16 protein-coding genes and 3 pseudogenes are annotated in these 22271 nt (G+C 59.0%); 12 read left to right on the top strand and 7 right to left on the bottom strand.

Annotation, left to right across the window (positions count from 1 at the left end; all coding sequences use genetic code 11):
* Positions 1–272 precede the first annotated feature (272 nt).
* Positions 273–1478 carry an IS91 family transposase gene (locus tag B0G74_RS05415; protein WP_132373958.1) on the bottom strand — a complete coding sequence of 402 codons (1206 nt, stop codon included), beginning with the start codon at positions 1476–1478 and terminating at the stop codon, positions 273–275.
* An 8-nt stretch (positions 1479–1486) separates the two neighbouring features.
* Positions 1487–2365, bottom strand: coding sequence for a site-specific integrase (locus tag B0G74_RS05410; RefSeq protein WP_132373957.1), 879 nt, complete (start codon positions 2363–2365; stop codon positions 1487–1489).
* A 173-nt stretch (positions 2366–2538) separates the two neighbouring features.
* Here B0G74_RS05410 and B0G74_RS05405 point away from each other — a divergent pair, with 173 nt between their 5' ends.
* Positions 2539–4278, top strand: a complete 1740-nt coding sequence (locus B0G74_RS05405; RefSeq protein ID WP_243658104.1) for a recombinase family protein — start codon at positions 2539–2541, stop codon at positions 4276–4278.
* Positions 4279–4286: 8 nt separating this feature from the next.
* On the opposite strand, the gene B0G74_RS05400 is transcribed toward B0G74_RS05405, so the two are convergent.
* Both B0G74_RS05400 and B0G74_RS05395 read right to left on the bottom strand, forming a co-directional pair.
* Positions 4287–4490, bottom strand: coding sequence for a hypothetical protein (locus B0G74_RS05400; protein ID WP_132373956.1), 204 nt, complete (start codon positions 4488–4490; stop codon positions 4287–4289).
* A gap of 571 nt (positions 4491–5061) precedes the next feature.
* Positions 5062–5348: pseudogene (locus B0G74_RS05395) on the bottom strand (transposase); the annotation flags it as partial.
* 499 nt (positions 5349–5847) lie between these two features.
* On the opposite strand from B0G74_RS05395, the gene B0G74_RS05390 reads away from it, so the two are divergent.
* The 10 genes from B0G74_RS05390 (at position 5848) to B0G74_RS46445 (ending at position 17113) form a co-directional block, all read left to right on the top strand.
* Positions 5848–7170 carry a SidA/IucD/PvdA family monooxygenase gene (locus B0G74_RS05390; RefSeq protein WP_132373955.1) on the top strand — a complete coding sequence of 441 codons (1323 nt, stop codon included), beginning with the start codon at positions 5848–5850 and terminating at the stop codon, positions 7168–7170.
* A gap of 4 nt (positions 7171–7174) precedes the next feature.
* The gene (locus B0G74_RS05385; protein ID WP_132376848.1) at positions 7175–8416 is read left to right on the top strand and encodes an MFS transporter; all 1242 of its coding nucleotides are present in this window, start codon (positions 7175–7177) and stop codon (positions 8414–8416) included.
* A gap of 40 nt (positions 8417–8456) precedes the next feature.
* Positions 8457–9236 (top strand): phytanoyl-CoA dioxygenase family protein, encoded by a 780-nt coding sequence (locus tag B0G74_RS05380; protein ID WP_132373954.1) that lies wholly within the window; start codon positions 8457–8459, stop codon positions 9234–9236.
* Positions 9237–9252: 16 nt separating this feature from the next.
* Positions 9253–9588 (top strand): cupin domain-containing protein, encoded by a 336-nt coding sequence (locus tag B0G74_RS05375; protein WP_132376847.1) that lies wholly within the window; start codon positions 9253–9255, stop codon positions 9586–9588.
* A gap of 1 nt (position 9589) precedes the next feature.
* On the top strand, positions 9590–11173 hold the full coding sequence (locus tag B0G74_RS05370) for a class I tRNA ligase family protein (RefSeq protein ID WP_132373953.1): 1584 nt from the start codon (positions 9590–9592) through the stop codon (positions 11171–11173).
* A gap of 18 nt (positions 11174–11191) precedes the next feature.
* Complete coding sequence (locus B0G74_RS05365) at positions 11192–12349, top strand: PLP-dependent aminotransferase family protein (protein WP_132373952.1); 1158 nt, start codon at positions 11192–11194, stop codon at positions 12347–12349.
* A gap of 365 nt (positions 12350–12714) precedes the next feature.
* Entirely contained in the window at positions 12715–14103 is a 1389-nt protein-coding gene (locus B0G74_RS05360; RefSeq protein ID WP_132373951.1) for a cytochrome c peroxidase, read from the top strand.
* 242 nt (positions 14104–14345) lie between these two features.
* Entirely contained in the window at positions 14346–15611 is a 1266-nt protein-coding gene (locus tag B0G74_RS05355; RefSeq protein WP_132373950.1) for an IS256 family transposase, read from the top strand.
* 183 nt (positions 15612–15794) lie between these two features.
* A complete protein-coding gene (locus B0G74_RS05350) occupies positions 15795–16169 on the top strand; it encodes a DUF3564 family protein (RefSeq protein WP_132373949.1) in 375 nt (124 codons plus the stop codon).
* A 113-nt stretch (positions 16170–16282) separates the two neighbouring features.
* Complete coding sequence (locus B0G74_RS46445; protein WP_243658102.1) at positions 16283–17113, top strand: transposase; 831 nt, start codon at positions 16283–16285, stop codon at positions 17111–17113.
* A gap of 137 nt (positions 17114–17250) precedes the next feature.
* Here B0G74_RS46445 and B0G74_RS05340 read toward each other — a convergent pair.
* Positions 17251–17736: pseudogene (locus B0G74_RS05340) on the bottom strand (IS110 family transposase); the annotation flags it as partial.
* Positions 17737–17768: 32 nt separating this feature from the next.
* Between B0G74_RS05340 and B0G74_RS46440 the strand changes: the two are divergent.
* Positions 17769–18648, top strand: a pseudogene (locus tag B0G74_RS46440) (IS3 family transposase); the annotation flags it as partial.
* A gap of 476 nt (positions 18649–19124) precedes the next feature.
* On the opposite strand, the gene B0G74_RS05320 reads toward B0G74_RS46440, so the two are convergent.
* Positions 19125–20429, bottom strand: a complete 1305-nt coding sequence (locus B0G74_RS05320; RefSeq protein WP_132373946.1) for a site-specific integrase — start codon at positions 20427–20429, stop codon at positions 19125–19127.
* A gap of 222 nt (positions 20430–20651) precedes the next feature.
* On the bottom strand, positions 20652–22235 hold the full coding sequence (guaA, locus tag B0G74_RS05315) for a glutamine-hydrolyzing GMP synthase (protein WP_132373945.1): 1584 nt from the start codon (positions 22233–22235) through the stop codon (positions 20652–20654).
* Positions 22236–22271: the final 36 nt, after the last annotated feature.

Raw genomic sequence — 22271 nt, 5'->3', positions numbered from 1 at the left:
TGTTTGTGCGAAACCGCTCCACAGGCGGTGGCCGCTATGGGCATTGAATGGCCGCCGCGGTAATTTGTGATGCCTTGCAGGGGCGATCACACACGGACTTCCGGCGAGAGTGGGAAGCATCACGTGTAAAGGAAGCGGGAATGTGCGCGTGAACCGGAAAATCACCCGCCATTTTGGAGTACGCTGGTGCGCCAGCAGATCGAAGGCACGAGTGCAGCCGCGTTGGCCTCGTCAGGAAAGGCGAACGTGTACGGAAACAGGTGCGGTGGCAACTAGCGCGCATGGGTGGGACCTGGCGGGGCTCGTGGAAGGCTGCCGGGCATGTCTTGGATGTGGAGCATGTGTCCCTTGCCACATACGGGGCAGTCGCGCAGTGACTTGCCGGTGAGTCGCTGGTAGCGGTCACGGTAGTCTTCCCCGGGCTCGGCTGCGGCAGCGGCGGGAGCCTCGACACCGAGCAGCTGCCTGCAGGTGGCGAGCCTGGTGGCACGGTGGCAGTTGGCGAGCCACCCGTAGCTGCGGATGCGCTTGAAGCCGTCAGGCAGCACATGCAGCAGGAAGCGACGGATAAACTCGTCGGCCGTGAGCGTCATGGTCCTTTGTCTGGACTCGTGCCGGTAGTCCTTCCAGCGGAACTGCACGGTGTGCCCGTCGAAGGCGAGCAGCCGGTTGTTGGAGATGGCGACGCGGTGGGTGTAGCGGCCCAGGTAATCGAGCACGTGTTCGGCACCGCCAAAGGGCGGCTTGGCGTAGACCACCCACTCCGCCCGTGCCGCGGGTGCAAGCCAGGCTGCGAATGCGACGGGATCGCTCAGGGATTCGAACTGACCGTGCAGGCGCAGCCCGCCGGCGTCGAAAGCGCGGCGCAGCTGTTCGAGAAACAGGCGGCGAAAGAGCCGTGACAGGACCCGCACGGACAGGAAGAAACCGGGACGGCAGGCGATCCAGCGCTCGCCGTCCGGGGAGATGCCGCCGCCCGGCACAACGCAATGCACATGAGGGTGATGCTGCAGATTCTGTCCCCAAGTATGCAGGATCGTGAGGAAGCCGATCTCGGCGCCCAGGTGCTTCGGATCGGCGGCGATCGTGCGCAACGTTTCGGCGCTGGCGCGAAACAGCAGATCGTAGAGCGTCCTCTTGTTCTGAAGCGCGAGGGCGGCGATGGATTCGGGAAGCGTGAAGACGACATGGAAATACTCGGTCGAGGGGAGGAGCTCCGCATGCCGGCGTTCGAGCCATTGCGCGCGGGCGAGTGACTGGCACTTCGGACAGTGCCGGTTACGACATGAGTCGTAACTGATGCGCTGATGGCCGCATGCATCGCACTGCTCGAGATGGGCACCAAGCGCTGCGGTACGACACAGCTCGATGGCACTCATCACGCGTCGCTGCACACGACTGAGCCCCTCGGCATGGGATAGCCGAAAACTGGGCCCACACTGGCGGAAAATGTCCGCCACTTCGAGCGCCGGCCGCATGACCGCGCTCAGAAGTACTCGGGCGCAGGTGGCGGGGATGGAATGGGTGCCGGGTGCGGCAGCAGATCGAAGGGACTGGTGGTGGCGCACACGGTGCTGGTGGCCACTTTAAGGTAACGCGATGTTGTGGACAGGGACCTATGGCCCATCAGCAGCTGGATCCGGCGCACGTCAGTCCCGGTTTCCAGCAGATGCGTGGCGAACGCGTGTCGCAAAGAATGGGGTGTCACGGGTTTGGTGATGCCGCTGCGCTTGCGTGCAAGCTCGCATGCGTCGCCCACGGCATGGCGGGTGATGGGCCGCCCCGGAATGCTGCCTGGAAAGAGCCATTCCTTCGGATGGGCGTCCTGCCAATACAGCCTCAGGATCTCGAGTAGCCTCGTCGAGAGCATTACATAGCGATCCTTACGGTTCTTCCCCTGGTTCACACGAATAACCATGCGCTTGCTGTCGACATCGGTGACCTTCAGATGCACGACTTCCGACACCCGCAGTCCGGCGGCGTACGCGGTCATCAGGATGGTGCGGTGCTTGAGACTGGCGACCGAATCGAAGAAGGTGGTGATCTCCTCCAAACTGAGGACGACTGGCAGTCGGAACGGCTTCCTCGGCAAGGGAAAATCCTCGTCGCTCCAGTCGCGCTTGAGCGTCACACGGTAAAGAAAACGCAGTGCACCGACCGTTGCGCCGAGACTGGCGGGTGCCAGCTTGCGCTCTTCGAGCAGGTAGACGAGCCAGGCCCGGATCTCGTCGGGGCCCAGCAGTTCGGGCGAACGGCGAAAGTGGCGGGCGAAACTGCGTACCTGAATCAGATAGGACTTCTGTGTGTTCTCGGCGAGATTACGGATCTCCATGTCGTGCAACATGCGTTGGCGCAGCGGCGTCATGACTAACCTCCTGGAAGCAGTGATGGAGCCCGGTTGGGCATCCACATACTGCTCCTGGAGGTATCTGCGCCCCCTCGTTGGGATCCTGCGTCAGCTCACCGCCACAATGAACGTCAGCCATCAGCTCTCGCACTCCTCCCCTACCGCGTCAGCGGTTTAGTACAAATCGAGTAATGCTACACATAACGTTACTCGACGCCGATGGCTGCTACGACGCGGGCGACTTCAACGACGGCTTGATACTTGGTCTCAAAGGTACGATGGCACAGGCCGAACTGCACTTCTTGCGCGGCCGCCTCCAGGGCGGCAAACTCAACAAGGCGAAGAAGGGTGAGTTGCGCTTTCCACTGCCCGTCGGCTTGTGCTACGGCGATGACGGCCGCATCGCTCTGGATCCCGATGACGAGGTACGCGGTGCCGTGCAGCTCGCATTCCGTCTGTTTCAGGAGACCGGCAGCGCGTACGCGGTTGTCAAGCGCTTTGCCGAAGAGGGTCTGCGCTTTCCAAAGCGTGCCTATGGAGGTGCCTGGGCAGGTCGACTCATCTGGGGGCGCCTGAGTCACGGACGTGTTCTCGGTTTGATACGGAATCCTTCCTATGCCGGCATCTATGTTTTTGGACGATATCAGTATCGTCAGCGCATCACAGCACAGGGAGAGGTCCATAAGCACGTACAGCCGGTTCCGAAGACAGAGTGGCGCGTTCATCTGCCAGACCATCATGATGGATATATCACCCCGGAGGACTTTGAGCGCAACCAGGAACACCTGGCGCAAAACAGGACCAACGGCGAAGGTACCGTGCTCAGTGGTGCGGCGCGTGAAGGATTGGCGCTGCTTCAGGGGCTGCTGATATGCGGCGGCTGCGGTCGGGCGTTGACCGTTCGCTACCAGGGTAACGGCGGCCTTTATCCATTGTACTTATGCAGTGCTCGTCGCCGCGAGGGGCTGGCGACCACAGATTGCATGAGCATGCGCAGCGAACTACTTGACAACGCAATTGGCGAGGCTGTATTCACCGCCCTGCAACCAGCCGAACTCGAGCTCGCCGTGACCGCCCTGAGCGAACTGGAACAACGCGATCATGCCATCATGCGCCAGTGGCACATGCGCATCGAACGCGCCGAGTATGAGGTCGCACTCGCTGAACGTCGCTATCAGGAATGCGATCCGGCCAATCGTCTGGTCGCGGGTACCCTCGAACGGCGCTGGAATGACGCGATGCTTCACCTTGAGGCGATCAGGACGGAATCCGCCCAGTTCCAGAGCCAGAAGGCACTCGTCGCGACGTCCGAACAGAAAGCTCAGGTCCTCGCGCTGGAGCGCAATCTGCCGCGCCTTTGGCGGGCGCCGACCACGTCAGCGAAGGATCGCAAGCGCATGTTGCGACTGCTCATCCGGGACATCACGGTCGAGAGACGGTCCGCCACGAGACAAGCCTTGCTGCATATCCGCTGGCAGGGCAGCGCGTGTACTGATATCACCGTGGACTTGCCCAAGCCGGCTGCCGACGCGATGCGCTACCCCGCCGCGTTCGTCGAACAGGTGCGCGAACTATCGCAGCATCTGCCTGACCGGCAAATCGTGGCGCACCTCAATCAGGAAGGCTTGCGCAGTTCCACTGGCAAATCGTTCACGCTTGAGATGGTCAAATGGATCCGCTACCGGTATCGAATTGAAGTAACCTGCTTCAAGCGGCCGGACGAGCTCACGGTACAGCAGCTTGCTCATCGGCTGCATGTCAGTCCACACGTCGTCTATTACTGGATCGAGCGCCAGGTAGTCCAGGCCCGCAAGCTCGATGGGCGGGGCCCGTGGTGGATCGCGCTGGATGCCGCCAAGGAACGGCAGCTAGACGATTGGGTGCGCACTTCAGGGCATCTACAGCGGCAACATTCCAACACTCAACTGTGAGAGGTGCATTATGAAGTCCCCGTCGGAATTCCCAACGAGCGCTTGCGGTGCTTGTCATTGCCCTTCGGAATTTCCACGCCACGCACCGGCGGGGGAAAGTAGCTCCCTGAAGACATCCGGCTCCACAGCTTGTACAGATTGCCTCCAAGCCGCTGTTCAAATGCCTCGATGGTTTGCCCGTCCACACCATGCGCGCCATGGTTCGCTTTCACCTGAAGCCATGCTGTCCACACAGACTGCTTCGTTATTGCAAACGGCCTGACTCGACTCATCGGCTCATCCCATTCTCTGGTTGGCCCACAAGTCTTGCCGGATGACGCATTCCCTTCGCTCCACCCCCGTTACGAGGCTTCATCGCTACTACGAAATGCTCCGCCCCTGTATCCCGCATCGGTACTCTCGCCTTCTTCGAGTCTTTCAAATCAAGCTTCTCCCTTCGCATCGGAATGACAGGTTCCTATGTTCCGTTCAATCGCCTGGAGTAACGTCACGCCGTCTATATGCCGGTCGCCACCAAGCCAGTCATCAGGCTCCCGTTTGGTTTATCCCAGGATGCAACGTGGACCCTGGTTTTGACGACGGGTGGGAAAAGCTATCGACACCTCATCGACGGTTCGCTTGCGCTCGTCTCGTTATTCCGTACCTGACGCATTCACTGCGCCTTTTCTTCAACGCTCACCACCATGGCTCTTTACCACAGCAGCTTGAAGTGGTTTGATGCCTTCTCCTGAAAGACGACATCGAGGGGCCTGCCCTCATCGATCAAACAGCTTTCATAGCACACACGTTGCGAACTTTTTTCAATAAATCGCGCTCCATTTTTACTTCGGCCAATTCCTGCTTGACCCGCCCCGCCCCGGCTCGGCCTCGACCTCCATCAGTGGTCTCTGATGCTGCCCAACATTCTCCAGCTTGCCATCCTTTGCAGCACGAACCCAGTTTGCTAATGTCTTCATCAAAATTGACAATCGATACGCGGCTTCGAAGATGCCGAGGCAATCGGCTATTACCAGCTTTACTGCCTCTTCACGAAACTCCTTCGTGTACACAGCCTTGGGGATTCGGTTCATCAATACCTCCATTCCTCAATTTTACGGAATGTCGGCGTCCACTTTTTCAGCCAACCTCACCATCGCACGACGCGATTGATGACGATCGCCGCAAGCGATGACCACGATAGACAGATTCGATGTTCTGAGTCCCGGATGTTATCCGAACCACTGAGCAGCGTGACAACTCTCTCTTTGGACTGCGGGTGATCCGGCGTCTGAATCCGATAACGCCGCGTGGACAATTGACGCACCGCAAGGTTTGCGTATGTTCAAGGTGTTCAGCTTCTCAATTCCTCGTATGATTCACTCAGGCGGCCCGAGGTAATGTCAAACCGAGCATAGTGCTGGTCAGAATGCCATTGGGAAGAAAAGCGATCGTCATCTACGGTTTTCGTTTTCCTGCAGCGGGCATCGGCTACGCAGTACGCCGGTACGACCGCCTCAATCTTAGTTCACGGGAATTGCGCTGCACTATATCGGCTGGCCCATTTCCCTCTAACGGCGGAACAACCTTCCTATGGACATGCTAGACGTCATCGGTATTGGTATTGGACCCTTCAATTTAAGCCTCGCGGCGCTCATTCAGCCCACCGGTTTGCGAGCGCTCTTCTTTGAGAAGCGCATAGAATTCTCCTGGCATCCCGGGCTCATGCTGACCCAAAGTCAACTCCAGGTGTCGCCGCTCAAGGATTGTGTGACCCTGGTGAATCCCACAAGCCCATATTCCTTTCTCAACTATCTCTCTGTACATCGACGCCTGTACAGCTTCGTGAATAAAAGTGGAAACAGCACGTCGCGAAGTGAGTTCACCCACTATTACCAATGGGTCGCGCAATGCCTGGACACGCTTCGATTCGGCGAGGAGGTGATCGATATCAGGCCTTGCAGTAAGGGCTATTGCGTGACCACTACCGCGCGCACATATCATGCGCGCGCGGTAGTGGTCGGGGTCGGCGTCGAACCCAAGGTGCCGGCATGTGCGCGGCAGGTGGTTGGCGAGACGGTCTATCACGTAGACGACTACCTTAACCGGAAACCGTTCAGCGAAGACGAACATGTGCTGGTGGTGGGCGGCGGGCAGAGCGGCGCGGAAGTCGTCGAGCACATGCTGACCGAGTCAGGTCCCGACAAGATCACTTGGGCGACGTCGCGCGCCAATCTGTTTGCGATGGACGACAACGCATTTGTCAATGAAGCATACATGCCCAGTTATAGCCAAAGCTTTCACACGCTGCCGATCCAGCAGCGCAGGGCCATTGTCGAAAGCGAAAAGCTCACCAGCGACGGCATCTCCGCCAGCCTGTGCAACCGGCTCTATGAAGCGTTGTACGAACGCAGCGTCCATGGCACGCTAGCCGACTGCTTTCGTCTGTTGCCTTCGGTGACAATGGACGAGATCACCCGCCGCAGCGGTCGCTGGCATATCGGGTTGACCTCGCGCGTCACGTCGCAGCGCAACGGCATAAGCGCGGACAGAATCATCCTGGCAACCGGTTTTCAGCCGCGCCATTTACCATTCGTTCAGAAGCTGCTCGACGGCGCAAGCCTTGAAGACGGTCTGCCAACGCTCGATCCCGATTACGCCGTGCGCTTCGATGCGCCAATGCCCGGTCCCGTGTATCTGCAAAACCAAAGCCGCGTGCAGCATGGCCTGCAAAGCGTCAATCTTTCGCTGGTCGCGTACAGGAACAGTCGCATCATCAACAGTCTGCTGGGTCTTGCCTTCTATCCGGATGTTCCGGACCGGCAACTGCTCGACAGCCTTGAGGATCAGGAGACTGAAGCAGGATCAATACTGTGCGACGCGCCTCAGGCCTCGCGCCGGCCGGCAGTGGCGTAAGCGCATGACTGACTCCTCCATTTATCTATCGACTGGCAAGCGTGCGATCTCGCACCCCGAGCACTTGCCGGCATCCCTGCAATTACGGGCGTTCATTCCGTTTCTGATCGCGTCACTGGTGATCGCCGCTTCGTACGGGACGAGTTTTCTCCTGCCCGAGTACCTGCAATCCCTAGGCATGAAGAGCGATGTCGCCGGCGCCGTGATTTCGAGCGGTATGGTCTCGACCATGATCTGCTGCTGCGTGGCTGGACGCATAGCCCAGCGTATCGGTGTCATGCCGACCATTGCGCTGGCCTCGCTCGTCATGGCAGGCAGCATGCTCTGCTTCGCCGCTGCGCCAATGGACATTCGTGCCGTCTATGCGGGCGGTTTGCTGTTGGGCGCTGGGTGGTCCGTGTTCTTCATACTCGCGCCGCTGCAAATCATCCATCATCTGTGCCCCAACGCGCGTATCCAGTACCTGACCTTCGTTTCCGGCACGCAAATGGCCGGCCTAGGCATGGCGGCGCCTTTGAGCCGCCTGATCGCCCAACATACCGGCTCGATCGCGCTGGCCTACCTTCTGTTCGCTGCGGCATGCGCGGTGGCGGCAGTCTGCGTCAAGATCGCCAGCGAGGCGATGAGGGATAGGTCCTGTTTGCCGATGACGCGCGTGGCCATTACCGCGACCGACACGTTGGCCCTGCTCAGGGCACGAACAGCAGTGCCGATCGCAATGATCGCACTGGCAGCCTGTGTCTTCGCCGGGCTGGCGACTTACCAGACACCCTATGCCGTCTCGCGTAACCTCAGGCCAGACCTGTTCTTCCTGACGTTCACGATAACCAGCGTGGCACTGCGCTTGTCGTTCGCGAGAACCCTGGGACGCATCAACCCCGCGCGACTGGCGCTCGCATTGTTTTTGCTGACCGGCGCCTCGCTCGTACTGTTCCTGTCGAACCGCGGCAGCACGACGCTTTATATCGTCGCTACCGCGCTGTTCGCCACGGGCTACGGACTGAGCTACTCGACCCTGAATGGCATGGCCGTGAACCTCGCCGGAGACCACGGCGTTTCGGTGCCGATGACTTCGCAAATCTTTACGCTTGCCTATTTCATCGGTCTGTTCGGATGCCCTTTCCTATGTGGCGCCCTGATTCACGTTTTCGGCGCCGATGCAATTCTCGTCGCCCTGCTAGGCGCCGTACTCGCCAATGTCGTGCTACTCGGCGTCATGCGAATGAAGGCACATTTCGCCGCCTGACTTCTCCTTGAAAACTCCTTTCTTTAACGAGGTGGTTCGTATGCTGAATGAAACGCAAAAATCCAAGTGGCATGAAGATGGATATCTAAAAGTAGAGGGCTTTTTCGATCCGGTCACCCGCGAAAAGATCTCTGCTCTGGTCAACGATGTCTCGCGCTGGGAAATCAGCGACAACAAATGGATGATGTGGTTCGAGAAGACTGAGGACGACCGCAGGATCGTTTCAAAGGTAGAGAACTTTTTGGACTTCAACAACGAGCTGCGCGACCTGTTGCTGGCCGACAAGCGTATCCAGACGGCTGTCGAATCGCTTCTCGATGAAGATACCCGCATGCTCAAAGAACTGCTCATCTTCAAGTACCCGGACAGCGGCGGCTATCGTCCGCATCAGGACATCTATCACATCCCGCACAACATTCCTGAACGCATGGTGCATGCCGTGGTCGCCATCGGCATCGACGATTCCGGTCCGGACAACGGCGGCCTGTTCTTCAGTCCGGGCAACCATCAGAAAGGTGTGTTTCCGATGGACGCCGGCGGCGTGATTCATCCGGAGGTGGCCGAGACGTTCAAGTGGGAACCCATGCCCTGGAAGGCCGGCGACATCTTCGTCTTCGACGACTACGCGCCGCACTATTCGCAGCCCAACAAAAGTAACCGTTCGCGCCGCGTGCTCTATCTGGTGTTCCAGCGCGCCTCAACTGGCGGCCCCACGCGTACGGAATACAACAAACTGAAGCGTGCCTACAACCCACCCGAAGGAAAGGAATCGGATATCCACGATCTGAAGCCGCCAAATGGCATTTTCTATCGCACCTAATGTAATTCACCGGAGGATGTGCGTGTACACAAAGCAGATTGACTCATCCATGATGCGGCCGGAATACGGCGTTCTTGTTTGCCGGCTGCTCGAACATCTGCCCGCTGGCCTGACAAAAGCGTTCGGCACGTCGATTGTTGAGGTCGTGCCGGCGGGCGCTGTCAATCTGCACTCCCATTCCGAGCATGAACTGTGGGTACTCATTTCAGGCAAGGGAGTCTTCGAGGTGAATGGTCAGGCGCAGCCAGTCGCAGATTCAACGCTGCTCTATATCGAGCCGAATCAGGAGCACGCGATTCGCAATGCCGATCCGGCAGCGAGCCTGAAATTTCTATCGATATGGTGGGACTAACGTGACCACACGCACTTTTTTCGTTTGCCCCGCACCGCCCTGCCCGAACGGCAAGCTGCATCTCGGCCATATCGGCGGGGTCTATCTGCTCACCGATCTTTTCGTTCGCTTTCAACGCATGAGAGGTCACCGCGCCTACCACGTCACAGGTGCGGACGAGCATGGCACCTATACGGTAGTGAAGGCGCGCAAGCTCGGTCGTCCGATTGACGAAGTCGCGCAGCTGCATATTGACGAGATAATGGATTGCTTGCGGGCAATGCACATCGAGCCCGATGTCTTCGTCAGAACAACGGACGCTACGCACAAGCAGAACAGTCTGAAGATCTTTCGCGAGCTGGAAGCTGCAGGCTACATTGATGTGCGTGATGGCCATCAACTCTACTGCGAAAACTGTGACCAGTTCGTGGCCGATTCGCTTGCCGTCGGCCGCTGCCCCGCGTGCGATGCGTCCACCGACAGCAACTTGTGCGAAAACTGCGGTTTGGCGCAACAGCACTCGAAGTTGCGAGCGCCAGTCCACACGTCGTGCGGCAAACCGCTATCGCTTCGCCCCATCGAACAGGCGGTTTTCGACATCCCTCGCATGGCAGCCATGCTTGACGATGCGATCAAGGGGAGTGAATGGGATCAAACGATCCAGCGTAAAGCGCGTGCATGGTTGCGTAACGAATTGCGGCCGCTGCCTATGTCGCGCATTTTCGACCGGGGTGTGACACTTGAAGCACCCGCGAAGATTGCGGGACAAACGTTGATGACGTGGTTTGAAGGGCTTTGGTGTTTCGAGACGGGGATCCGCCTGCAGTGCGCGCGCGACGGGGTCAACTACGACACCGTGATGCGCGACCCCGATACACGCCTCCTGTTTTTCATGGGCCAAGATAACCGCTTCTACTACACCATCGGCGTGACTGGCAGTCTGCTTGCGCGCGGCTATCCGCTTCCGGCAAATCATTCGATCCAGGACTTTTACAAATTGGAGGGCGAGAAATTCTCGACCAGCCGCGACCATGCACTCTGGGCGGATGAAGTATCCCGGCAGGTCGACCCGAGTGTATTGCGCTATGCGCTCGCTCGGATTGCCAAGCCGTTCGGCACCAACAATAACTATTTCCAGATCGGCGAACTGATCCGGTCGGCTTCGCACATCCTTGCGTGGGAAAGCGCCCTCCGCCGCGATTCACTGCACTCGGCGAATGTCGATGGAAGCGGTCTTACGCCGGCGCACGACGACATAGTCCAACGTTATATCACCGCGATGGACCAGGTACGCTTCTGGAACGCCCTCGATCTGATTGACGAATACTTCGTCGCGACGGGCTTCGGCACGAGCCCGGAAACGTGGCGGCCGGTGCACGTATCCGTCTTTCTGAGCATGCTCCATCCCGTGATGCCAGTGCTGGCCGAACGCTATGGAAACGTGTTCTTTGGCGGGAATTGGACACCGGCACTCGGCGCAAACGCCACGCTATCGGCTACGCCTCCCAGAGCAACGGCCGAATTTCCGCCGTTCGGAATGCCGATTGCCGACTCGTTCATCCGCCAATATCAATCGCGCTTCCAGCGCGCTGTCGATGCCGCGTAACCAACGATGGAGCCAGTCATGTCGATGCGCAGTCGCACTTCGCTCAGTTATGGGGTATTCGACTACACCTCAGGCAAGGACACAGTCAACTTCGCCTATGGGCTTCCCGATCCTTTGACGTTCGCCCGCCTGCAATGGCCGGACCCGCTTACCGTCGAGACGGGCGTCAGCATCTCCGACCTACCGCAGTACACCGACGCCTATGGCCTTCCCGAACTGCGCGGACAGCTTGGCCAAAGGTACCGGATGGCGCGTGGCAATGTCATTCTGACGAACGGCGCTTCACAAGCCCTGCAACTGCTCGCCGATGCTTTTATCGACCCAGGAGACGTCGTGCTGACCGAAGACCCGTCCTATCTCGGCGCGTTGCGCATTTTCTCTATTGCGGGCGCGACGGTGGTTCAAGTAGGTGCGGATTCCTTGGGTGTCGACCTCGATCTGCTCGAACAAGCATTGCTGCACGCAAAGGGGCGAGCCAAGTTGTACTACACCACTCCGGCGTTCCACAATCCGACTGGACGATACTTTGCACACCGGCATATGGTCGAGGTGGAGGCTCTACTGTCCCGCAACGGCGTGCGGCTGGTGCAGGACCTGGTTTATAGCGAGTTGCCCTACGATGGCGCGTCACCCGAGGTTCTGCAGGCGGGCGGCAACATCATCAATGTGCATAGCTTCTCCAAAATCTCAGGCCCCGGGCTTCGCGTAGGCTGGGTGCTGGCCGAGCCGGAAATTGTCGACCGCCTGGCCCACCTGAAATGCGATGGAGGTGTGAGTCCCATTGTCAGCAATATGGCGCTCGCCTTATTGCAGTCGTCGTCTTTGGACGCTCACGTCGAACACCTAAGGACGCACTACCGGAGCAAGCGTGACGCAATGCATAGGCTGTTACAGGCCTGCCGATTCTGCAAACCGGATTACGAGATTCCGAGTGGTGGATTTTCGTTCTGGGTCTCGCTTGCCGAAGGCATCGATTCCGCCGAATTGGTCCGCGAGGTGCGCCGGAAGCACAATGTGAAACTCGTCGAAGGAAAGCACCATGGACCGTGCGGTGCAGCCCGTGTACGCTTAAGCTTCAGTTATCTCCAGCCGCGTTTGATCGAGCGCGGCTTGGCTCAGATAGACGATGCGCATGCGAGCCTTCTGACATCGACGCGCTTTAAGCTGCGTGGCTAGAGAATGCCAAGTACTACGGATAGTCGGTGCGAGATGCACAAGCGTAGGCCGAGCGAAGACATCCACTGCGCCGCCCCTACCGCAAACAACTCGACGAACGCTTTTCGGCATGGCACTACGTCACTGATTTCGCCCAGGATCCGTCCGTTATATAGACAGACACCCCCTTCGCGCGTGTCTCGGAACCCTCAACGTGAGAACCTCAGTACATTCTGCGTTCGGTTCGGCAATTGATTTACCGCAATAGTCGATTGCTGTGCGTTCTGTACGATCAACGCGTCATCGCTCTGAAGCCGATATCAACATCAAGACCTACCTGATGTAAACGGTATGGAATTCCGACCAAAGTCGAAGCAGGAGAGCAAGTGAAGAAACTTCTGATCGTATCGATCGCCGTCGTGCTGATAGGCTATCTATGCATCAGCGGTATCGCGTACATCCACCACAAGGACTATGCGGAAAGAGCGGCCGTGAGACTGGCCGCGTCCCCACAAGCGTACGGCATCCGTGAAGTGTTAGATCGAAACGCGTGCTATTACTGCCACTCGACGAAAACCGTCCTGCCCAACTATGCCGCGCTACCAGGCATTCGTCAGCTAGCCGAGCACGACATACAGACGGGCCTCGCCTACTTCCGCATCGACAGCCTGTACGCGGCGCTCGAGAGTGGCGCACCGGCCCCCGAAGCCGATCTTGCAAAGCTGGAAACCGTTGTGAACGAACGCACAATGCCACCAAATCTGTTTCGCTTCGTACACTGGACCACCGGCTTGAGCGCCTACGATCAACGTGCGCTTCTCGACTGGATCGCGTCCCAGCGACGCAGCGCATATGCGACGCCCGGCGTTGCACCAGAGTTCGCTAACGAGCCGGTACAACCTTTGCCTCATTCCTTGCCGACTGACGCGGGCAAGGTCGCGCTCGGGAAGCAGCTTTTCAACGATGTCAGACTATCGGCGGACAACACGATATCGTGTGCGAGCTGCCACACGCTAGCGATCGGTGGCGTAGATCGAAACAAGGTTTCGTCCGGCGTGGGCGGCCAGTTGGGTGCAATCAACGCACCGACAGTGTTCAACTCGGCACTCAACCGCAAGCAGTTCTGGGACGGTCGCGCCGCCACGCTGCAGGAGCAGGCCGGCGGCCCACCGCTGAATCCGGTCGAAATGGCGTCCACGTCATGGAGTGAGATCATCGATAAGCTGAAACAGGACTCATCGCTGACGCAACAGTTCTTGCGGGTATACCCGGACGGTTGGTCAGGCGAGAACATCACAGACGCGATCGCCGAATATGAGACGACACTGCTAACGCCGAGTCGCTTCGATGCTTACCTGCGCGGCGACATGGATGTGCTGAATGGCGAGGAACTGCGCGGCTACCAGTTATTCAAAGCAAACCATTGCGCGACCTGCCACGTTGGCAAGAATCTGGGCGGACAGTCGTTCGAACGGATGGGCCTTGCGGCTGACTACTTCGCCGCGCGGGGTTACGAACGCACCGACGCAGACAACGGCCGCGCCAACTTTACGAAAGATCCGCTCGATCGCCATGCGTTCAAGACGCCGACGCTGCGCAATGTTGAGTTGACCGCGCCCTATTTCCACGACGGTAGCCGCGTCGATCTGCGCGAAGCTGTACGTGACATGGCGACATATCAGGTCGGTAAACAATTGGCCGAATCGGAGGTTGACGCAATCGTCGCGTTCCTGAGGACGCTAACGGGTACGCACCAACCCGTCGCGACCCATTGATCCGACCACCGCGGCTGACATCAGGGCGCGACAAAAGCACCTTGCAACGGCCGCGCGCACGCGCTGATCCTCCCCGCACGCGCATTGGGGAGAGATGGCGCTACCCCTACGGGCCGGTCGGGGAGCTAAAGTCGAATCTGGTGTACGGGGGGAGTTGAGGCGGGAAGTTGAAGGCGGTGGAGGTTTCAGCTGAGAATCTGATTGTCGAAGTCGGAAACCAGCAAAAAATCAAACCATCCACCATGAGCAAGGATACGGAAAAAGCAGTCGTCGGTCTATCGGGAGTCGGGCTTGGTCTGGACGAATTGGTTCGTCACGGGGCGCGGCAAGTGATTCAACAAGTGATCGAAGCGGAGCTGGCAGAGCTGATGGAGCGGTTCGCGAACGTCAAGACCTTGCACGGGCAACGCGCCGTGGTGCGCAACGGTTACTTGCCAGAGCGCGAGGTATTGACGGCCGCCGGGCCGATTGCGGTGAAGGTGCCGAAGGTGCGCGATCGATCGGGATCGGGCGTGAAGTTCAATTCGGCGATCGTGCCGCCGTACGTGAGGAAGTCGCCTCGCGTGAGCGCAGCGCTGCCCTGGTTGTATCTGAAGGGTATTTCGACGGGCGATATGGGCGAAGCGTTGAGCGTGCTGCTGGGCGATGATGCCAAGGGCTTGTCGGCCAACGTGGTGAGCCGGCTGAAGGCGCAATGGGCCGACGAGCATGTGGCCTGGAGCCGTCGTGACATGTCCGGGTCGCACTACGTCTATTGGTGGGTCGACGGCATTCACACGGGGCTGCGCAGTGAGAACTCCGATGGACAATGCTTGCTGGTCATCATCGGCGTGAAACCGGACGGGAGCAAAGAGCGTGTGGCGATCGGCGATGGTTATCGCGAGACGAAAGCGTCGTGGCTGGAACTGCTGCTCGACCTGAAAAAGCGCGGTCTGAAGGCGGGCCCACGGCTGGCGGTCGGCGACGGCGCAATGGGCTTCTGGGCGGCGCTGGAAGAGGTGTTTCCGACCACGCGTGGCCAGCGCTGCTGGTTTCATAAAATGGGAAACGTCATGAACGCACTGCCCAAGTCGCAACAGGCACGCGCGAAGGCCGACATGCAATCGATCTGGATGGCGGCGACCCGCGCCGACGCGCACGCCGCGTTCGATCGTTTCGTGTCGATCTATGCGGCCAGATATCCGAAGGCGACCGAGACGTTGAAGAAGGACCGGGAGGCCTTGCTCGCGTTTTACGAATTCCCTGCCGAGCACTGGCAGCATCTGCGCACGACCAACGCAATTGAATCGACGTTCGCGACGGTGCGCCACCGTACGACGCGCACGCGTAACTGCGTATCGCGACCAACCTTCCTCGGACTGGCGTTCAAGCTGATCGAGGAAGCCGAGAAAACCTGGCGCCGTGTCAACGGCCCGGAAAAGATCAAGCTGTTGCTCGAGGGCGTTGCCTTCAAGGACGGCGAACCGGTGCAAGACGATCGGCCGGTTCAGCAGAAATTCGCCGCTTGAAATCGTCCGCCGTCAAATTGCTCATACACCACTCTTGACCTTAGCTCCCGGTCGGGTGGCCCGACATAGACGTACGACGCGCATGCGCTGATGCAATGAGCACTCGGTCAGTGATTCCGTGGCAAGCGCCGCGATTTTCTCGGTACGTCTCAGCTTGGCGGAATATATGTTCGGAGAATCTTCATGCGTCTTACTGTCCAGCTCGACATGTTCAATCGGGCCCATCCGATGGCATTTGCAATCCTCTGGATCGACAAGGAAAAGCGGCAATGGTCGCGCGAAGGTCATTTTGGACTTGAACTGCCTAAATGGGGCTCGCTGCACGTGGATTGCGGCAATACGCTAGTGTGCGAGCCCAACGACAGGACACCAGTATATGTTCTAGAAGGACTGAATCTAGACTGTTGCTACGGACTCTTCCAAGGTGAAGCCGGACGCGTGCAGTGGTGCACGGAAGGCGACCTCGCTCTGATGTCTGGCCGTTGGCGTGTGCAGTGTATCGACAACGAACGGGCGCAGCCGGAACACGGACTGTTCGCTACCGGTGGCGACTCCTAACGCAATCTGGGTTACAGGTTGTGATAATCATATAGCCGACCTCCCTCCGTTCGAATCGAACGGCCGGCGTACAGTCAGGGTGCGAACACCGACGTGACGCACAGGAGGCCAGCATGAATAAGTTTAGTGGAATCGACCTGCACTCAAACAACAGTGTGGTCGTCGTTAGCGATGACGCTGACCGGGTTGTCTACCAGCGACGGTTGCCGAACGATCCGGTGCAGATCCGGGCGGCGCTGGCGCCGCACCGCGAAGATCTGGTGGGCGTGGTCATCGAAGCGACGTATAACTGGTACTGGCTGGTGGATCAGTTGATGAACGATGGCTACCGGGTGCATCTGGCCAACCCCGCGGCAATCAGGCAGTACGAGGGACTGAAATACAGTGGTGACTTCACCGATGCCGCCCATCTCGCACAACTGCTGCGTCTTGGACTATTGCCTGAAGGCTACATTTATCCAGCAGAAGAACGTCCGGTGCGCGACCTCTCTCGCAAGCGGATCCAACTGGTGCAGTGTCGTACGGCCCAGATCCTCGCGATTGAGAATCTGTTCTCACGCCATACTGGTGGGCAGATGCAAGGTGAGCGGGTTAAGCGTCTGGATGAGATGCAGAGCCGACGGTGCGAGCGAGAACGAATCGGCTTGATCGTCGCTTGCCGCGCAGTGGAAGCCGCTACGGGCTACGCCCTTCGCAGCTTCCACTGCGCGATACATCCTCACACGAAGGAGGACAAGCACTCCGCAAACCCATACACTTATCCACAACCGGTCCTGCTTCGGACCGGTCTCCACCCCGGCTCAAAGCTCGGTCGGCGCGGTGGCTCAAAATTCATTCGGCGCGGACAGGTGAAGGACTGCTGTACTACAACCGGTCATGTTGGGCCGCTGGCCCGGACCCTGATGAAAGACGCGCGCAAGGACCTCATTCGTTGGGCGGGATAGGAATCCCCGTTTCTCTGACAGGTATGCCTTGCGCGGGGTCCAACCCGCTTCACATCACCGCTGGCAGTGCAAAGTGATCGTCTATCCGCTCATGATGACTTTCGTTGGTCGTCGGTGTTTGGTGAGGCGCGACGACTTCACGCTGCGGCCGGTTCGTGCTTGAAATCGTCGCCGTAATTTAGCATTGCCCAAGCCATTCTCGCATTCTTGGCCGCGATCGCGACTGCCGCACGCCAGTAGCCGCGGCGTTCCACCAGGCTGCGTACCCAGCGGCTGAACCGGTCCTGCTTCTCGCCGAGACTGGCGATCACGGCGCGCGCCCCGAGCACCAGCAGGCTGCGCAGGTAGGCGTCGCCTGCCTTCGTGATGCTGCCCAGCCGCGCCTTGCCGCCGCTGCTGTGCTGGCCGGGCGTCAGGCCAAGCCATGCAGCCACCTGGCGACCGTTCCTGAAATCATGTCCGGCACCGATGCTCGCAAGCAATGCACTTGCGGTGGTCGGACCGATGCCGCGCAGTAGCATGAGTCGCTTGCTGCGTTCGTCCTCACGCGCGATCTCCCTGATCGCTCGGTCGTATTCGGCCAGCCGGTCCTCGATGAGGTAGCCTGACTTTTTAAGACACTCCTTTTTGACAAACTTTATCAATGGGAGCACAGATGACGAAACCAAGAACATACACACCAGAGCTTCGTGAAGAAGCTGTAAAGCTTGTGCTTGCACAGGGCCTGACGCTGGATGAAGCGGCGAAGCGAATTGCCATTCCGATGGGGACTTTGGCCACGTGGGTCGAAGCAGCCAAGCTTGGCGATGGCGCCGTGACGGCGCCAGGCAGTCGTACGGTTGCCGAATTAGAAGCCGAGGTAGCCAGACTACGTAGGGAACTGGCGGAGACCAAGATGGAGCGAGATATCGTAAAAAAAGCGGCAGCGTATTTTGCGCAGGAGTCGCTGCCAAATACGCGGTCATGAATACGATGCGACTCGATTATCCGATTGCTGTCCTGTGCCGTGCCTTTAAGGTTTCACGCAGCGGCTTCTATGCCTGGTCTAAAGGTAAGCTGTCTCCACGTGCGCAGGTTGATGAACGCCTGAAAGTCGCCATCAAGGCTGTGCACAAGCAGAGCCGCGAGACCTATGGCACGCGACGCGTGCAGCCTGAGCTTGAGGCACAAGGCTTTATAGCCGGCCGCGACCGCATCGCTCGCCTGCGCCGAGAGCTCAATCTGCGGTGTAAGCAGAAGCGCAAATTCAAAGCACGACGAATTCGAATCACAACTCGCCTGTCGCCGACAATCTGCTGAACCAGACGTTCGCGCCAACGCGGCCAAACGAAGCCTGGGTGACAGACATCACCTATTGTGCCACCGACGAGGGATGGCTCTACGTCGCCGGCATTAAGGACGTCTTCACCTGTGAGTTGGTTGGATACGCCATGAGTGAGCGCATGACGCAAGGACTCACGGCGCAAGCCCTGTGGCGTGCTGTGCGCAACAAACGCCCCGAGAAAGGCCTGATTCATCATTCGGACAGTGGGAGTCCGCCAATAACCAGAATCAGGCGAGGCGCCGGGAATCGTAGCCTGAAACAACCATCACTGTAACGTCGAACCCCAGCGTTGTATTTACGCAAAAAATGGCACGAATTTAAAGCCCGCCGCAAATGAGTACATCAATGAGTACGTTACGAAGGAAGAACAACAAAAAATCCTTTAAACTCAATATGCTATAAGACGAACATGAGTCCTCTCCTGAGCATCGAACTGTTGCTCAGTGAGGTATATAGGATTTCGAATTAAATGATCAAGCAGTTGAACGTGCCGCGCTTTTAGTCCGTTGCCGTCCATATTGGAAAGAAGTAATCCAGGTGCAGACGAGTACGTTTTTGAGTACATCGAAAGTTCGAGTTCGAGAAATGTACTCGCCTGCACTCTTGCCTGCCATTCGCCGACCGACAATCTGTCTCCGCTCGGTTCTGACAGATACACCGTCTCCAGGACTCGACACTGTGTCGCTTCTATGCGGTCAGGGTCAAGCCGCGCTCGGCCGGCTGTACCGGACCGGCGCTATGCGTCGCGGGATCCTTTGCTATCCAGCCGTCAAGCATATCCGCCCACGCCTGCAACATTGACCGCCTCTGCTCGGCATATTCGGCCTTGTTGTAGACGGCTCGCACCCCGCGCTGCTCGTGCGCCAGACACTTTTCTATCCAGTCGCTGTTGAACCCGGCTTCATGTAACTGCGTGCTGGCCGTTCTCCGCAGGTCATGCACCGAGAAGGATTCGAAGTCCTCTGCCCCGCTCTCGCGGACAATCTTGACGGCAGCGTCGATCACGCGATTCAGGGTGGCGGCGCTTATCGGCAGTTCCGTTTCGTAACGACCGGGATGCAGGTATGAGCTTGCGCCGAAACACGTCTTGAAGGTGACCAGAATATCGAGGGCTTGCTGGCTCAGATAAACGTTGTGCGCGCGCCCGGCCTTCATCCGGTCTTTCGGAACCGTCCAGACCGCCGCATTGAAATCCACCTCATCCCACGTGGCCAGGATGAATTCCGACTTGCGCACCATTGTCAGCAGCATGAACCTGACCGCCAGACGCAGCGTAGGCAGCGTGGGCGTGCGCTCAAGGGCCTTGAAAAACACATGAATTTCGGCTGGCGTCAGTGCCCGGTCGCGCGGCTTGAAGGTGGCGATAGCGGAAGGCCGGATATCTTCTGCCGGATTGGCTACTTTTAGCCCCCTTGCCTGCACAAAACGGTATACCTGCAGCACGATTTCGCGCGCCTGAACAGCGGGGGCGGCAGCCCCCCGTTCCTTGATCTTTTCGCACCTGGCCATGAGGCGTACCGGAGTAATTTCCTCGAGCTTCAGCCGCCCGAATTCCGCGGCCAGATTCCGGTCATAGACGGACCGCCGCATTGTGCGGGTCGACTCCGCGAGGCTCGCTTCGGCAAAGTACTTCTCGGCCCACTTGCCGAACGTTAGCGCCTCGGCCGCTTCCACGCGCTTTTCGACCTTGGCCCGAGACGGGCTGATGCCCTGCTCGACGTCGCGGCGGGCCCGTTCGATAAGCAGCCTCGCTTCCGCGAGGCTGAGTGACATCCCGAAGCTCAATTCGTGCGTCTCACGCACGCCCTTGGCGGGTAGCCGGGCATCGTAGCGGCCAATGACCAGCGTCTCCCTCCGCCCGTTGAGCCGGTAGTCAAACCGGAAGCTGACGACACCGGACACCGTAACCGCGACGTACAGGCCGCGCTGGTCGGCCACCTTGTAGATCCTGCCGGCAGGCTTGAGCGCCCGCAATTCCAGATCGGTAAGCATGCAATACTCCGTGAACTGATACCGTCACCTGATACCGTCACGCGTCGTGACGGTATCGCGTTGGATCGTCCGCAGAGCAAGATGCTATACCGTCAACCATACCGTCGGTAGTGCCCAGCTGTTATCAGCCCCCATTAGACTACATCAGGCAATAAACCCTTGATTCTGTGGGGAAAAGCGGGAGAATCCGGATGTCTGCAGACTGCCGCAGAGCAGCCTGAATTACTCCCACTCGATCGTCGCAGGCGGCTTACCCGAGATGTCATACACAACTCGATTAATCCCGCGCACTTCATTGATGATCCGGTTCGACACATGCCCCAGCAGTTCATGCGGCAGATGCGCCCAATGCGCGGTCATGAAGTCCAGCGTCTGCACGGCACGCAACGCGACCACGTACTCATACGTCCGCCCGTCGCCCATCACGCCGACACTCTTCACCGGCAGAAACACCGCGAACGCCTGGCTCGTCAGATCGTACCAGGACTTGCCGGTTTCCTTATCGATGAAGGTACGCAGCGTCTCGATGAAAATCGCGTCCGCGCGGCGCAACAGGTCCGCGAAATCGCGCTTCACTTCGCCGAGAATCCGCACGCCCAGACCCGGACCCGGGAACGGGTGGCGGTACACCATGGCCGGCGGCAAACCGAGCTTGACGCCGAGTTCGCGCACTTCGTCCTTGAACAGTTCGCGCAGCGGTTCGAGCAGCTTCAGATTCAGCGTCTCAGGCAGGCCGCCCACGTTGTGGTGGCTCTTGATGGTCTGCGTGGCTTTCTTGCCCTTGCCGGCCGATTCGATCACGTCCGGATAGATCGTGCCTTGTGCCAGCCACTTCGCATCGGTCAGCTTGCCGGCTTCGGTCTGGAACACTTCGACGAATTCCGCGCCGATGATCTTGCGCTTCGCTTCCGGATCGGTCACACCGGCCAGCTTGCGCAGGAACACTTCGCTTGCGTCGACGTGAATCACCTTCACGCCAAGGTGGTCAGCGAAGGTCGCCATTACCTGCTCGGCTTCGTTCAGGCGCAACAAGCCATGATCGACGAATACGCAGGTCAGTTGATCGCCGATCGCGCGATGCAGGAGCGCCGCCGCCACCGACGAATCCACGCCGCCCGACAGGCCCAGAATCACGTGCTCTTTACCGACCTGCTCGCGAATCTTCGCGACGGCTTCGTCGATATAGTGGCCCATTTCCCAATCCGGCTGCGCTTTGCAGATCTGCAGCACGAAGCGCTCGAGCATGGCGCGGCCCTGCACGGTGTGCGTGACTTCCGGGTGCCATTGCAGGCCGTAGAAATGGCGCTTTTCGTCGGCCATCGCCGCGATCGGGCACGATTCCGTGGACGCCATCAGCGCGAAGCCCGGCGGCATTTCCAGCACCTTGTCGCCGTGGCTCATCCACACCTTCAGCATGCCGTGACCTTCCGGCGTGGTGAAGTCGCTGATGCCTTCGAGCAGGCTCGTGTGATTGCGCGCGCGCACTTCGGCGTAACCGAACTCACGCAGGTGGCCGATATCGACCTTGCCGCCTAGCTGCTCGGCCATGGCCTGCATGCCGTAGCAGATGCCGAGCACCGGCACGCCGAGTTCGAACACGGCTTGCGGCACGCGCGGCGTATCCGTTTCGGTGACCGAGCTCGGGCCGCCGGAGAGGATCACGCCCTTGGGCGCGAAGTCGCGAATGAACGACGCATCCACGTCGTACGGATGAATTTCCGAATACACGTTGGCTTCGCGAACGCGACGTGCAATCAGTTGGGTGACTTGCGAACCGAAGTCGAGGATCAGGATCTTGTCATGCATGGCAGCGGACGGAGTCAAAAGTGAGCGGATACGGAA

This window comes from Paraburkholderia sp. BL9I2N2 (assembly GCF_004339745.1).
Taxonomy (GTDB): Bacteria; Pseudomonadota; Gammaproteobacteria; order Burkholderiales; family Burkholderiaceae; genus Paraburkholderia.
This window is presented reverse-complemented; position numbering and strand designations above follow the sequence as displayed.